This window comes from Chitinophaga sp. 10T418, assembly GCF_056394125.1.
In genome coordinates this window covers 416,461-431,387 of the sequence record NZ_JBFTHG010000005.1, presented here as the reverse complement: position 1 = coordinate 431,387, position 14,927 = coordinate 416,461, and the positions used below count along the sequence as shown (strand labels likewise).

Below are 14,927 nucleotides of genomic sequence, written 5' to 3'. Positions count from 1 at the left end.
ATGAAAAGACTATTGCTTGTATTCATTCTGACAGGTGTTTGTAACATAACTATGTCACAAAGGAAAGAGGCTGCCGCAAAGGCAGCCTTGATTCCTTTGCCGGTAACAGCAGCTTACAACACAGACAGCTTTCTTATTACCCCGCATACCCAACTGCTGGCGGATTCGGGGAATGAAGGCGCCGCCGCGCTGCTGCAGGGATATTTCCTGGAACAAACCGGGAAGGCATTGCCGCCGACAGGCAAGCTGCCGGACAACGGCCAGGCATTACCATTGAAAAATGGGAACAACCGTATTGTTTTGCATACAGATACCGTTCTGGTAAAACAACCGGAAGAATACCTGCTGCACATTACAAAAGAGCAGGTGACCATCACCGCGTACGATGCTACCGGCATCATACATGGTATTGCCACCTTACGGCAGTTGTGGCAACGCAAAGGTGCTGCTACACTGACTTTGCCGGGTGCTGTGATACGTGATTATCCCCGCTTCGGTTACCGGGGCATGCACCTGGATGTGAGTCGTCATTTTTTTTCGGTAGACTTTATCAAACAGTTTATAGATCAGCTGGCACTGTATAAGATCAACAACTTTCACTGGCATCTGACAGATGATCAGGGCTGGCGGATTGAAATAAAAAAGTATCCTAAACTGCAATCTGTAGCCGCCTGGCGCGATCAGACGATGATAGGACACAAAAAAGAATTACCCCATCAGTTTGATGGAAAGAAATATGGCGGATTTTATACCACGGAAGAAGTAAAAGCAGTGGTAGCCTATGCCACCGCGAGACATATTAACGTGATTCCGGAAATTGAAATGCCTGGTCATGCACTCGCGGCCCTCACAGCTTATCCTGAGCTGGGATGTACCAAAGGGCCCTATAAAACGGCACAGTTCTGGGGCATCTTTGATGATGTTTTTTGTGCAGGCAACGACAGCACTTTCACCTTCCTGGAGGATGTACTCGATGAAGTGATGGTATTATTCCCATCTACGTATATCCATATAGGTGGTGATGAATGCCCGAAGGTAAGATGGGCACATTGCCCTGCCTGTCAGCTACGCATAAAACAGGAACACCTGGCAGACGAACACGAATTACAAAGTTATTTTATCCGGAGAATAGGTAAATACATCAACAGTAAAGGGCGAAAAATAATAGGCTGGGATGAAATACTGGAGGGGGGCCTCGCGCCCGGCGCTACCGTGATGAGCTGGAGAGGAGTGGAAGGAGCAGTAACAGCCGCTAAGCAGCAGCACCATGTGATCATGACTCCAGAAGACGAATTGTATTTTGATCATTATCAATCTTTGTATCCGGAAGAAAAAACCGCCGCCGGAGGATATACGCCACTGGAAGAAGTATATGACTACGATCCTTTGCGTGCCGCCGGCGACACCACTTTGCTGCCTTATATTGCCGGTATGCAGGGGCAGGTATGGAGTGAATACCTGAATACAGTGCAGCAGACGCAATACATGATTTTTCCCCGCATGCTGGCCATGGCAGAAAGAGCCTGGTCGCAACCATCCGTGAGGGATTATCCTGAATTTTGTAGGCGCCTTAAAACGCAGCAGCCATTGCTGCAACAACTGCACATCAATGCTGCCGGTAACTTTGAAGAAATCAATTATACGGTAGACAGTCTGGCAAAAGGACAACTATATATCTCTCTGCATTCTTCTGATAATACCGCTATTATTCGTTATACCACTGATGGTAGCATGCCCGGAGCGAAAAGCAGTATTTACCAAAAGCCAATATTATTGACAAAGAGCAGTACGATCAAAGCAGTTTTGTATCAACAGCATCAGCGCACCAACAGACTATTTCACCAGTCGTTTTCAATAAATAAAGCCACCGGTGCCCGCATTACTTTAAAGCAGGCACCCAATACAAAATACACCGGCGATGCCAGCTTACTGATAAATGGTATTGCAGCATCTAATCGCTATAACGACGGGCAGTGGCTGGGTTTCAGCAACCGTGACCTCGAAGCCGTGATTGACCTGGGCAGTGAACAATTGATTCAACGGGTAGGGGTTAATTGCCTGAATTATCATTGGCAGAAAATGTGGCCTCCGACAGCGCTGGAATTTGAAGTGTCCGCAGATGGTGTGCATTTCACGCCGTTGGCCACTGCTACTTCTTTCCCGGTTAATGGCATCAATGAAATACGTTTGCCAGTGAAGCCGGTGAAAACAAGGTATGTAAAAGTGTTAGCCCGTAATAAAGGAGTGATCCCCGCCGGCGAGTACGGCGCGGGTGGAAACAGCCAGTTACTGGTGGATGAAATCAATATTGATTAAGCTTTTAGCTATTAGTTTTTAGCTGTTAGTAAATGCAGCGGAGATGATGTCATCTTACCCTTGTGTTTAGTAACAGCTAAAAGCTAATGGCTAACAGCTAAAAGCTAATGGCTAACAGCTAAAAGCTATTTCGTTGACTATGTCTTTTTTGATTGTGTTATTATGCATGGGAGTGCTGATTGTTTTGCTAACCTGGGGAAAGCTGAATGCTTTTATTGCCTTTCTGATTGTATCCGTGCTGGCAGCTTTATTGTTGGGTATACCGGCGGATAAGATTCCTGCTTCGTTGCAAAAGGGTATAGGCGACACCGTAGGAGGACTGCTGATCATCATAGTGCTGGGTGCTATGCTGGGTAAACTGGTGGCAGAAAGTGGTGCTGCGAGGCAGATTGCTAACTCGCTGATGCAGGTATTCGGAGAAAAATATATGCAGTGGGCATTGCTGATAGCAGGGTTTATCATTGGTATTCCATTATTTTATGGCGTTGGCTTTGTGTTGATGGTGCCATTGATCTTTTCAGTAGTGTACCAGTATAAATTACCTGCGGTATATATTGGATTGCCTACACTGGCAGCTTTATCCATTACGCATGGGTTTCTGCCGCCGCATCCTTCACCTACCGCGTTGGTAACACAGTTTAATGCCAATATGGGGCTTACGCTGTTGTATGGCCTGGCTGTGGCGATCCCGGCATTGCTGCTGGCAGGGCCGTTTTTCGCGCGGTACCTGAAGAATATACCCTCCACGCCATCGACTTTATTTCAGCAACAGGAAGTTAATGACACGCCGCTGCCGGGAAAAAGTAATAGTTTTATGACGGCTTTGTTGCCGGTATTCCTGCTCATAATTACTACCTTACTGGCTCATTTTTTCAGCGGAGGGAATGAGACCACTCATCGTTGGATATTATTTGCAGGCGATGCCACGGTCGTAATGTTGTTTGCTTTGCTGATCGCCACGTTTTCATTGGGTATTTTTCAGCAAAGACCAGTGAAGAAGATCATGAATATTTATGCGGACGCGATCAAAGACATCGCCATGATCCTGTTGATCATTGCGGGTGCAGGCGCGCTGAAACAGGTGCTGGCAGATAGTGGGGTTAGCCTTGAAATCGCCACTGCTATGCAATCCTGGCATATTCCGGTATTGGTACTGGGTTGGTTAACCGCTGCCATCATCAGGGCTTGTGTAGGTTCTGCCACTATTGCCGGTATTACAGCGGCAGGCATGATCGCCCCACTGATGTTGCAGGGACATGTAAACCCCAACCTGATGGTATTATCCGTTGGCGCCGGGAGCCTGATGTTTTCCCATGTAAATGATGCGGGATTCTGGATGTTTAAAGAGTATTTCAACTTAAGTATAAAGCATACGTTGTTATCATGGTCAGTCATGGAAACGATAGTAGGAACAGCAGGCCTTTTCGGTGTCCTGATTTTAGACAGGTTCGTATAAGGTATTCTTCTCCCAAAAAATAAAAAAGCAGCATAACCAAATCATATATTAAGAACATTAAAACAGAAACTATGGAAAACAATCATGCAGAAGAGAAATTAGCAGCCCTGGGATTGGTATTGCCCCCGGCGCCTGCGCCATTGGGTGTTTATAAACCATTTCTTATAGATGGTAAATACCTGTATCTCTCCGGTCATGGTCCTGTGCAGCATGATAAATCACTGATCATTGGCCGTATCGGAGATGCACTGGATATGGAACAGGGTAAGCTGGCGGCAAGACAGGTTGGTTTAACCATGCTCTCCACCATTAAAACCCATGTGGGGAGCCTGGATAAAGTGAAACGTGTTATCAAAGTATTGGGTATGGTGAACTGTACACCGGACTTTGAACGTCATCCATATATTATTAACGGTTGTAGTGAACTGTTTGCAGCCATCTGGGGTGAAGAGAACGGAGTAGGGGTAAGAAGTGCAGTAGGCTTTGGTTCTTTACCGGATAATATCCCGGTAGAAATAGAAGCTTTGTTTGAATTATACTAGACAGCGGTTGATTTGTATATTTGGATATTTAGTGGGTATGTTTCAGAAAAAGACTACTTTTTGAAACAGTTCAGTGAATATCCAGATATCAAAATAAATAAATGATGCAAAAACCGGATGGTAACAAGGGTCTTCGGGTAACAGCCTTCGGGGAATTTTTGCTGCGGCTGCACAGTAATGGGGGCAAACGATTTCAGCAAACAGACGGATATACCGCTTACTATGCAGGTGCGGAAGCAAATGTATGTGTACTGCTGGCCAGATTGGGTATGCAGGCAGATTATATCAGCCGTGTGCCGGACAATGACCTGGCAGCAGCCGGTATACAACAGTTGAGAAGTCATGGCGTAAACACTGATAAAATATTGTACGGCGGCGATAAACTGGGCCTGTATTTTACAGAGCCAGGCAACAGCATCCGCCCCACCAGGGTGATCTATGACAGAACAGGCACGGCTTATGGGGAGTTACAGAAAGGGCAGATCAACTGGAAAGATGTCTTCGCCCATAGTAATTGTTTCCATTGGTCAGGTGTAGCGGCAGCAGTATCTGAAAGTGCGGCGGAAGTTTGTGCGGAAGCGCTGGAAGCTGCGCTAGGGGCGGGTATTATGATCTCGTCAGATTTTAACTACCGCTCCAAGCTATGGAAATATGGTAAACATCCATCTGCCATCATGCCGGCGCTGTTACAACATAGTGAGGTGACGGTAGCCGACCTGGATGCGGTGAAAGTCTATTTTGATATTGACACTAACCCTGCATTGCCGTTGGAACAAAGATTTGAGGGGTGTTATACTGCCCTGCGCTCAAAAATGCCCCGTCTTAAAACATTGGGGATGAGCTTCCGCCAGGTAAAAGACCAGCAGCTATGGTATACCGGCGCGTTGGCACATGAAGGGCAGTTTTATTATGGAACAGGATTTCCTCTGACGGATATTACCGACCAGATTGGTACGGGCGATGCTTTTACAGCCGGGATGTTATATGGCCTCCTGAATAATTATCTCCCGCAACAAGTCATCGATTTTGCTACCGCCTGCGGCACCATCAAGCAAAGTATCCCGGGCGACTGGGCCATTGTGAGCCGCGCGGAAGTAGAAGAGTTGATGAAGAACGGTATGTCCGGAAGAATTGTACGCTAAATAATGAAATAACTATGTTTACAATAGATGCACATCTGGATCTCAGCATGAACGCAATGGAGTGGAACAGGGATCTGCAACAGCCTGTAACCGCCATCCGTGCAAGAGAAGCCGGATTAACAGATAAGCCGGATCGCGCCAAAGGGGTAGTAGCGTTTCCGGAACTTAGAAAAGGAAATATCGGATTGGTGGTAGCCACCCAGATAGGACGCTATGTGGCGCCGGACAATACATTGCCTGGCTGGCACTCGCCGGAACAGGCATGGGCACAAACACAAGGACAGCTATCGTGGTATAAGGCTATGGAAGATGTGGGAGAGCTGATCATGATCAAAGACAGGAAAGGGCTGGAACAGCATTTACAGCTCTGGAATGACGGTACCCCCAATGATAAAAAGCCTATTGGTTATATTCTCAGCCTGGAAGGGGCGGATTCCATCATTAATTTAAAATACCTGGAGCGCGCCTACAATAAAGGGTTGCGTGCTATAGGCCCCGCGCATTATGGTCCCGGGCGTTATGCCAACGGCACAGATGCCACGGGTCACCTGAATGACCAGGGTCGGCAGCTCATCAAAGAAATGGAGCAGCTGAACATGATCCTGGATGCCACCCACCTCTGTGATGACGCCTTCTGGGACGCCATGGAACTGTTTAACGGGTCCGTGTGGGCCAGCCATAATAATTGCCGCGCACTGGTGAATCATAACCGGCAGTTCAGTGACGATATGATCAAAGTGCTTATTCAGAAAGGCGCGGTGATCGGTGGTGCACTCGATGCCTGGATGATGGTGCCGGGTTGGGTCCGCGGACAATCCACTCCGGAAGCCATGGGCTGTAACCTGGAAAAAATGATCGATCACATGGATCATATCTGCCAGATTGCCGGCAATGCCCAGCACGTAGGCATTGGTACCGATCTGGATGGCGCCTTTGGTAAAGAGCAATGCCCATACGACCTGGAAACCATTGCAGATATGCAGAAATTACCGGACTTGCTGGCTAAAAGAGGCTATAGCACAACAGATATCGAAAACGTGATGCACGGTAACTGGCTGCGCTTTCTGCGTAATGCGTGGAAGGATTAGCGCGGATTTTGTCTTTGTGCAGGATTATACTGATTCAGATGATTATATAGGATTTAAAAGATTTTGGGAGATGATAGCGGATATTCGCTATCATCTCCCAAAATCTTTTTATCTACTAAAGTCCTAAAAACAAAAATCCGGTAAATCAATAAAATCAGTATAATCGGGAATAAAGGCAAAAAATCGCTTTCATCCTGCCCCAGAAAAACTTAATTTGCGCGCATGAATTTTCTCGAGGTCTCCAATATCAGTAAACAACAGTATGGTGCTTATATTCTAAAGGATATCAGCTTTACACAACAGCAGTTTCAGAAAATTGTTATCGCGGGTGAAACCGGTTCCGGTAAGAGTTCGCTGATGAAAATTGTAGGGGGGATGGGGCAGGCTGATTCCGGAACGGTGATATTTGAGGGTAAGAGAGTAAAAGGAGCGCTGGAAGTATTGATACCAGGGCATCCTGGTACAGCCTACCTGTCACAGCATTTTGAATTGCGGAATAATTACCGGGTAGAAGAAATTCTCTCATATGCCAATAAACTCACTGACGAAGAAGCCGGGGAAATATATGATGTCTGCAAAATTTCACATCTCTTAAAAAGAAAAACAGATCAGTTGTCTGGTGGAGAAAAGCAGCGCATCGCCATGGCCAGGCTGTTGATATCCTCTCCCAGACTGTTTTTGCTGGATGAACCATATTCCAACCTGGATATGATCCATAAAAGTATCCTGAAAAATGTAATCAGTGATATGGGCGAACGGCTGGGCATTACCTGTATGCTGATTTCGCATGATCCCCAGGATATATTGCCATGGGCAGATGAGATACTGGTCATGAAAGACGGAGAAATTGTACAGCAAGGAACTCCTCAACAAATTTATAATCAGCCGGTGAATGAGTATGTAGCCGGATTATTTGGTAAATATAACCTCATTGCTCCCGGCAACGCCGCCATACTGGAAGGGTTGCCCGGCATTACACTGAACGGTAAAAATATCTTTGTCCGTCCGGAGGATTTTAAAATCGTGCGTACAAAAAAAGATGCGGTCAGTGGTAAGGTTCTGGAGCTTAACTTTTACGGCAGCTACCTCGAAGCAGAAGTGGCGTTGGGAAAAGAAGTGCTGACCATTAAAACAACGGATACCCGGCTCAAAAAAGGCGCCACGGTAAACGTAAGTGTAGCACCGGAAATGGTGTGGTACTTTTAAGGCTTCATTCCCATCATACTTTTGCCCGCAAACCCGTTATAGGGCTTATTTTTCAGCATGACCCAGGTTCTGTCGTAGGATACTGCGTAATGTACAATGACCACTATCGCCAGCCACAAACTTTGTTGCGGACGGCCCAGCGCTCTTAATCCATATACCGCCAATCCAAACAATATCCATTCGAGGAGGAGTCTTAATGGCCCGGGAATGGCTATTGGCGCCGGTTTTGGATCATTGGGAATGCGGAAGTTGCCCCAAAGTACTGCCGCTATCAGCGGAAATCCCGCCGCCAGCACATAACGCAGCCAATCGGTGCCCAGGTGCCAGCCCCAGCAACCCAATACAATCAGCATAATGATTTCAAGTACAAAACGAACGGCAAGGTTGACAGGGTGAGTGTTCATGGCATAGTTTGTTTCAAATTAAATATTTTTCGATTAACTTAACGTCTTCTGGATAATTTAATTGTTATGAGAAAATTTTTGTTTCTTTTAGGGCTGGCATTACTGCATATCGGTGGGCATTTATGGGCGCAATCGCCTCAACCGTTTGAGAACGATATTCGTACTATTCAGCAATTCGACAAAATGTATGCACCACCACCACATCCTATCTTGTTTGTAGGTAGCTCTTCCATCCGGAAGTGGGACGACCTGGAACGGAATTTCAGTAAGTATGTGGTACTGAACAGAGGCTTTGGTGGCGCCGAAACAAATGATGTGACGTATTATTCCAATGACATCATTTTTCCGTATGCTCCCAGGCAGATAGTGATATATGTAGGTGAAAACGATTTGCCGTCAGCTAACGTCAATGCAGATACGTTGTTGCAGCGGTTCAGCATATTGTATGCTAAAATCAGGAGTAAACTTCCAACCATACCACTGATTTATATTTCTATCAAACCCAGTCCGTCCAGAGCTGCTTTTTTTGAGAAGGCTAAGCAAAGCAACGCCCTGATCAAAAGGTTCCTGGCAAAGGAAAAAAATACCACCTTCATAGATATCTACACAAAAATGCTGGATAAAGACGGTTTTCCCCGCAAGGAATTATTCCTGGAGGATATGCTGCATATGAATAAGCAAGGGTATGCCATCTGGGAAAAAGCGGTACAGCCGTACCTGTTGCGTAACTAGTTATTACGTGACGGGGCCTAAACTCCAAAAGATTGGGTGAATGGAAAAAAAAGTATCTTGCCGTTTGATTAATACATCTTTTATTACGCATGATACTGGATACACTGCAGAATGCCCATCTTTATTATCGCCTCGGAGTCAAATTTATCAAGGCATTTGAATACCTGGCACAAACGGATCTGGCTACCCTGGAAAAGGGAAAATATGAAATCGATGGGACCAACATCTTCGCTATTGTAAATGAATACGATACTGTAGACGCGTCCACAGAGCAGATGGAGTCGCACAAAAAGTATATTGATATTCAGTATATAGTGTCGGGGTCGGAGCTCATCGGACATGATTTCCTGCAGGAGCAAAAGCCCTCAAAGGCATATGATGAAACAGCCGACTACCAGCTGTTTGCAGAAAATCCCATGTTCTTTTCCCGGCTGGAAAAAGGGATGTTTGCCATCTTCTTTCCTACCGACCTGCACATGCCCAATATTAAGGTGGGTACACCGATGCCAGTGAAGAAAATAGTGATAAAAATAGCAGTTAGCTGATAGTTGCTGGCATTCAGCGTTTCTGAATACCCTTTCTGTAGCGCTGAATGCTAACTTCCCTATTCCACTTATGTAATAGCTAATGCCAGATGAACAATGAGCAACCAAAATTTTTCCGCGGGCAATTTGCTGCCGGAACCCCGGCAGACGAGGCAGGAGTGCACGTACTCTTATGGAATCGTGTCCGTGAAAATGGGCAGGAAGCGCTGGTAGACCTGTACAAATGCCTGTATTTTAATCTTGTGAGCTACGGCGTTCGCAGTTGCGGAGATACGGAAATTACCAAAGATGCCATCAATGATATGTTCCTCGAGATATGGGATCAGCGGCACAAACTCCCTGAAGTCAGTAACGTAAAGTCTTACCTGTTTACTTACCTGCGCCGCAAAATATTTGCAGGCATCCGCCAGACTAAAAAATCCAGTGAAGCAGCAGACGTTTATGCTGATATCAGCGAACACCATGAACTTTCCTATGAGGAATGTATTGTCGCTATTCAAACTTCTGAAGAAGTAAAACAGAAGATAAAGCGTGCAATGGCCACGCTCACGCCGAGGCAGAAAGAATTAATACAACTCCGCTATTTCGATGGTCTTAGTATGGAAGAAGTCAGTAAACGGGTAGGTATCACCACTAAAACCGCTTACAACACCCTGGGGGCGGCTCTTAAAAGTCTGTCGGTGGAACTGATGGTGTTGATATTGATACGGCTGCTGCAGTAAAAAAACTTTTTTTAAAAAAAGTTTCCATTTTCTTGGGAATAATTCCAGGTTTCTTACACTACCTAGTATTAACAGTAACAATGGATCAACAATTTAACGTCGCCGAAGACTTCCTGTTAGATGATTCTTTTTTACGCTACTGTATGGGAGCCAATGAGCACGACATACTGTACTGGGAGAAATGGATCGCCGAAAACCCGGAAAAGCGTACTGCTTTTGACCGGGCCCGCAGGACATTTGATGTTGTTAATGGACAACAGGGCCGGTTGGACGTAGAAGTGAACCGATTCAGGTCCCTGTTACAGGATCATATAGACCAATCCACTACTGTAAATAATAAGGTGCGTCACCTGTACCGCTGGCGCGTAGCCGCGGCCATACTCCTCCTGGTAGCGGGTGGAGCGGCCTGGTATCAGTTTGGCAACCGGCATACCCCTTCCCCGGCGGTTGCACCATTGGCACAACAGGATATATTGCCGGGTACTCCCAAAGCTAAGCTGCTGTTGGGCGATGGCACAGAAGTACAACTGGATGCCATTCAGGGCAACGGGCTGAAAGAAAAAGACGGTACTCAAATTAATAAAGACAATGGAAAAATAGTATATAATGTAGCAGGTAATTCCAGCAATGAAATTATGTTCAATACTTTGTCTACCCCCAGAGGAGGAGAGTTCCAGCTGGTATTACCAGATGGAACCAAAGTATGGCTCAACGCCGCTTCTTCCCTGCGGTTCCCGACAAAGTTTGCCGGTAAAGACAGAACGGTGTATCTCACCGGGGAAGCATATTTTGATGTGGCACAAAACGCTGCGCAACCTTTTCATGTACAGTTGAACAATGGACTGAAAGTAGCTGTACTGGGCACTGCTTTTAATATAATGGCCTACGACGACGAGAATGCAGTGAACACCACACTGGTAACCGGAAAAATTAAAGTAGCACAAACAAACGGCAGCAGTGTGCTGCTGGCTCCTTCCCAACAGGCTGTACTGCCAAAAGGTAGTCAGGAGTTTGAGGTAAGCGAAGCAGACATAGATAAAACGATTGCATGGAAAACAGGTATGTTCGAATTTGACGACGATGATATCACCACGGTTATGAGACAGCTGGCACGCTGGTATGATGTAAATGTAAGATTTAATGGCCCGGTGCCGGATAAGCACTACACCGGTTCTATACGTAAGCAGTCCACGTTATCCCAGGCGTTGCACATTTTAAAAACAGCCGGGATACAGTATACAATAGCAGGCAAAGAAATCATCGTTGAAGTAAAATAATAACACCAATCAGTATAAGGATGTAACAACCAGGATCTTCGTGTAATGAATGCTTCAGGCAAAAAAAACCGGGAACGCGGCAACGTTCCCGGCTGAAATGTCTGGCGGGCATGTTATGCGCTTAATTTGACGTAAACAGCTTAACGCTCACCAAAAACTTAACAAATCTATGCTATTTAGACATGCTGGCAAATACCCCAACAGTAGGGTATTCGCGCAAATGCTGAAAGTTATGAAACTAGCTGCCTTTTTGCTACTGGTACTGGCTATGCAGGTAAGTGCAACCGGTTACTCGCAAAAATTAACCCTTAACATGCACAATGTGGCATTGTCTAAGGTATTCAGGGAAATCCGGAAACAAACCGGATATACCTTTTTTTATAATACTGAAATGCTGGAGCAGGCAGATAAAGTATCTGTTGCCGTAGTACAGGCTGACCTGGAATACGTATTGGGCAAATGTTTGCTTAATAAAAAGCTCAATTACAGTATTGTTGATAATACTATTATCCTTTCTGTAAAAACGAAGGAACAAACCGAAGAGGCTCCGCAACCCGTGGCTAACATCTCCGTATTCGGTAAAATCACCGATGCCATTACCCAGGAACCGCTGACCGGCGCCTCCATAAAGCTGAAAGGCACCACCAAAGGAGCCAGCTCAGATGCAAAAGGTAATTATACCCTGCAGCTCCCCGAAAATGGTGGTGTACTGGTCATCTCCTTTATTGGTTATGAAACAGTAGAAAAATCTGTTTCACAGGCCGGTGCACTCGATATTGCCCTGAAACCTAAAGCAGTGCAAACAGAGGAACTGGTAGTAGTAGGTTATGGTACCCAGAAAAGAAAAGACGTAACCGGTGCTGTTTCCTCCGTGAGAGTAGGTAACATCAGTGCAAACGTATCAAAGAATATCAGCTCCGCCATCCAGGGCCGTGTACCCGGTGTATCTGTTGAATCTTCCAGTGGCGCGCCTGGTGCAGGTATGATCATTACCATCCGTGGTATGAGCACACTCGGTAACAACGCCCCCCTGTATATTGTAGATGGTGTATTTGTAAATAATATTGATGGTGTAAGCCCCAATGATGTGGAATCCATTGAAATATTGAAAGATGCAGCTACCGCCAGTATTTATGGTTCCCGCGCCGCAAACGGCGTAGTCCTCGTTACCACGAAAGGTGGCCGCAAAGAATCCGTGCCCAAACTGGAAGTAGACACCTGGTTTGGTGTACAATCTGTGCCCAAAAGAATGAGCTTACTCAACGGGGAACAATGGACCAAACTGATGAGCGCCAATATCACCGGCATTCCCGCTTACGATAGTAAAAGTGCTAACTCCAACTGGCAGGATGCTATTTTCAGACAAGCTTTTTTAACCCGCACCAACGTAAATTTCAGCGGCGGATCCCAGAACTTTACCTATAACTTATCCGGTGGTTACCTGAAAGAAGATGGTACCATCATTAATACGAACTATTCCGCTGCTAATTTCAGGGTGAAAACGGAGTATAATAAAGGAAGATTGCGTGTTGGTGAAACAGTTATCATCAAGAGAGGAGCTACCCGCAACAACCCTGGTGGTGGAGATGCTGTGCATAGCATTGTGGGCAGTGCACTGATGATGCCTGCTACCGTTCCCATTTACGATGCTGCAAATAGTCTGGGTGGTTATGGCAAAAGGCCAACTTTTATGAAGAACCTGTCGAATCCTGTTGCCCGCCTGGAAAGCATAGACAATACTTCCAAAGACCTTTCCCTGCTGGCGAATGCTTTTGTAGAAGTAAAGCTGATAGAGGGACTTAAATATAAATTCAATGTAGGGCTTACCGAAGCACAAAGTAACTCCCGTACTTATACAGGCGCATTTGACGATGGTAACTCCGCTAATCCATTACCGGACCTGTCACAATCTACCAGTACCAATAATTCCTGGTTGGTGGAAAATACCCTTAACTATACGAAGAAACTGGGTAAACACAACATCGATGCATTGATCGGTTATACTGCACAGAAGAACATATCATCAGGCTTCAGCGCATCCCGGGATGATTTGCCAATAGGTACTTCCGTTCTGGGCGCAGGCTTGGCTACCTCCCAGAGAAATGATGGTTCTGCCAGCACCAACAGTATGGTTTCCCGCTTTGCCCGTATCATGTATTCCTATGATTCCAGGTACCTGTTTTCCGCTTCCGTAAGACGAGATGGTTCTTCCCGCTTTGCAACAGATTATCAATATGGTTCTTTCCCATCTTTCTCTGCCGGATGGAATATACATAATGAGCATTTCTTCTCTGGTATCACTCCTGTTGTAAATACCTTAAAACTCCGTGGTAGCTGGGGGGTACTGGGTAACCAGGAAATTGGTAACTACTTAACACAAAACAGCATTACCAGCGGTCTTAACTATGTACAGGGTGGTGTATTGTGGCCAGGTGCTACTGCCAGCGGCTATGCTTCTCCGATAGATTTGTCATGGGAAGAAACCAAGATTACTAATGTCGGCGTAGACGCAGGCTTCCTCGATAATAAATTGTTCGTCATTTTTGATGTGTTCAATAAGAAAACCAGCGGTGTTTTACTAAATGTGCCTTTCCCGCTTTCAGTGGGCAAAACCGGTTCCCCTACGCTCAATGCCGGCGTCATCGAGAATAAAGGATACGAAGTATCTCTGGAATACACTGATAAAAAAGGAGAATTGAACTATCGCCTCGGATTCAATCTTGCACATACTTCCAATGAAATGACGGCGATCAACATTGGCTCGGGAAGGCAGGAATTTGGTGGTATTTCGAGAGCAAAAGTAGGTTATCCTATTGGTGCTTTCTTCCTTATTCAAACAGACGGCATCTTTAATTCCAAAGAAGAAGTAGCAGCACACAGTAAAAATGGTGTACTGATCCAACCTAATGCACAGCCTGGCGATATCCGTTACATAGATTATAACAACGATGGTATCATCGATAACCAGGATGAACAAAACTTAGGTAGCCCGTTCCCTAAACTGAACCTGGGTTTATCTRCTAATCTCTCCTGGAGAGGTTTTGATATGAGCCTCTTCCTGGAAGCAGTTACCGGCAATAAAATTTATAATGCAAGAAGAAAGTGGATGGATAAAATGAACGAAGTCACGAATTTTTCTACAGATGTGCTGAATGCATGGACGCCTGAAAATCATTCCAACTTCCCACGTTTCACGTTATCTGATCCTAATAATAACAATCGCGAAAATAGTGGAAGATGGCTGGAAGATGGTTCCTACCTGCGTTTCAAGCGTTTGGAATTTGGATATACTATGCCTAAAGGTTTGACGGGTAAATGGGGTATCGACAAAGTAAGACTATTTGCTTCCGGAGAAAACCTGTTCACTATCACAAAATATAAAGGCTACAATCCGGATATCGGAGGTGGTGCATTGGCAAGAGGTATGGACAATTCATGGGATGTATATCCGCTGTCCCGCACTGTTTTGTTTGGTCTGAATCTTACATTTTAATCGC

12 protein-coding genes are annotated in these 14,927 nt (G+C 45.6%); 11 read left to right on the top strand and 1 reads right to left on the bottom strand.

Translation table 11 applies throughout. The features are described 5' to 3' along the window. The 6 genes from AC1DCV_RS16985 to AC1DCV_RS16960 all read left to right on the top strand — a co-directional run bounded on the left by AC1DCV_RS16985 (position 1) and on the right by AC1DCV_RS16960 (position 7,750). On the top strand, positions 1-2,316 hold the full coding sequence (locus AC1DCV_RS16985) for a glycoside hydrolase family 20 protein (protein ID WP_477024251.1): 2,316 nt from the start codon (positions 1-3) through the stop codon (positions 2,314-2,316). A gap of 139 nt (positions 2,317-2,455) precedes the next feature. Then, positions 2,456-3,772: a gluconate:H+ symporter gene (locus tag AC1DCV_RS16980; RefSeq protein ID WP_477024250.1), complete on the top strand. Its 1,317-nt coding sequence runs from the start codon at positions 2,456-2,458 to the stop codon at positions 3,770-3,772. A 71-nt stretch (positions 3,773-3,843) separates the two neighbouring features. After that, positions 3,844-4,314, top strand: coding sequence for a RidA family protein (locus tag AC1DCV_RS16975; protein ID WP_441576100.1), 471 nt, complete (start codon positions 3,844-3,846; stop codon positions 4,312-4,314). Between the two features lie 101 nt (positions 4,315-4,415). Further along, entirely contained in the window at positions 4,416-5,456 is a 1,041-nt protein-coding gene (locus AC1DCV_RS16970; RefSeq protein WP_477024249.1) for a PfkB family carbohydrate kinase, read from the top strand. A 14-nt stretch (positions 5,457-5,470) separates the two neighbouring features. Then, entirely contained in the window at positions 5,471-6,544 is a 1,074-nt protein-coding gene (locus AC1DCV_RS16965) for a dipeptidase (protein WP_477024248.1), read from the top strand. A 222-nt stretch (positions 6,545-6,766) separates the two neighbouring features. Next, on the top strand, positions 6,767-7,750 hold the full coding sequence (locus tag AC1DCV_RS16960; RefSeq protein ID WP_477024247.1) for an ABC transporter ATP-binding protein: 984 nt from the start codon (positions 6,767-6,769) through the stop codon (positions 7,748-7,750). Here the strand turns inward: AC1DCV_RS16960 and AC1DCV_RS16955 are convergent. Beyond that, positions 7,747-8,154 carry a YrdB family protein gene (locus tag AC1DCV_RS16955; RefSeq protein WP_477024246.1) on the bottom strand — a complete coding sequence of 136 codons (408 nt, stop codon included), beginning with the start codon at positions 8,152-8,154 and terminating at the stop codon, positions 7,747-7,749. The two genes, AC1DCV_RS16960 and AC1DCV_RS16955, sit on opposite strands and share 4 nt — an antisense overlap. 66 nt (positions 8,155-8,220) lie before the next feature. Here AC1DCV_RS16955 and AC1DCV_RS16950 point away from each other — a divergent pair, with 66 nt between their 5' ends. The 5 genes from AC1DCV_RS16950 (at position 8,221) to AC1DCV_RS16930 (ending at position 14,923) form a co-directional block, all read left to right on the top strand. After that, positions 8,221-8,886 carry a GDSL-type esterase/lipase family protein gene (locus tag AC1DCV_RS16950; protein ID WP_477024245.1) on the top strand — a complete coding sequence of 222 codons (666 nt, stop codon included), beginning with the start codon at positions 8,221-8,223 and terminating at the stop codon, positions 8,884-8,886. 89 nt (positions 8,887-8,975) lie between these two features. Next, positions 8,976-9,431, top strand: coding sequence for a NanQ anomerase/TabA/YiaL family protein (locus tag AC1DCV_RS16945; protein WP_477024244.1), 456 nt, complete (start codon positions 8,976-8,978; stop codon positions 9,429-9,431). 89 nt (positions 9,432-9,520) lie between these two features. Continuing rightward, positions 9,521-10,153 (top strand): RNA polymerase sigma factor, encoded by a 633-nt coding sequence (locus AC1DCV_RS16940; protein WP_477024243.1) that lies wholly within the window; start codon positions 9,521-9,523, stop codon positions 10,151-10,153. An 80-nt stretch (positions 10,154-10,233) separates the two neighbouring features. Continuing rightward, positions 10,234-11,430, top strand: a complete 1,197-nt coding sequence (locus tag AC1DCV_RS16935) for a FecR family protein (protein ID WP_477024242.1) — start codon at positions 10,234-10,236, stop codon at positions 11,428-11,430. A 232-nt stretch (positions 11,431-11,662) separates the two neighbouring features. Continuing rightward, positions 11,663-14,923: a TonB-dependent receptor gene (locus AC1DCV_RS16930; protein ID WP_477024241.1), complete on the top strand. Its 3,261-nt coding sequence runs from the start codon at positions 11,663-11,665 to the stop codon at positions 14,921-14,923. Positions 14,924-14,927: the final 4 nt, after the last annotated feature.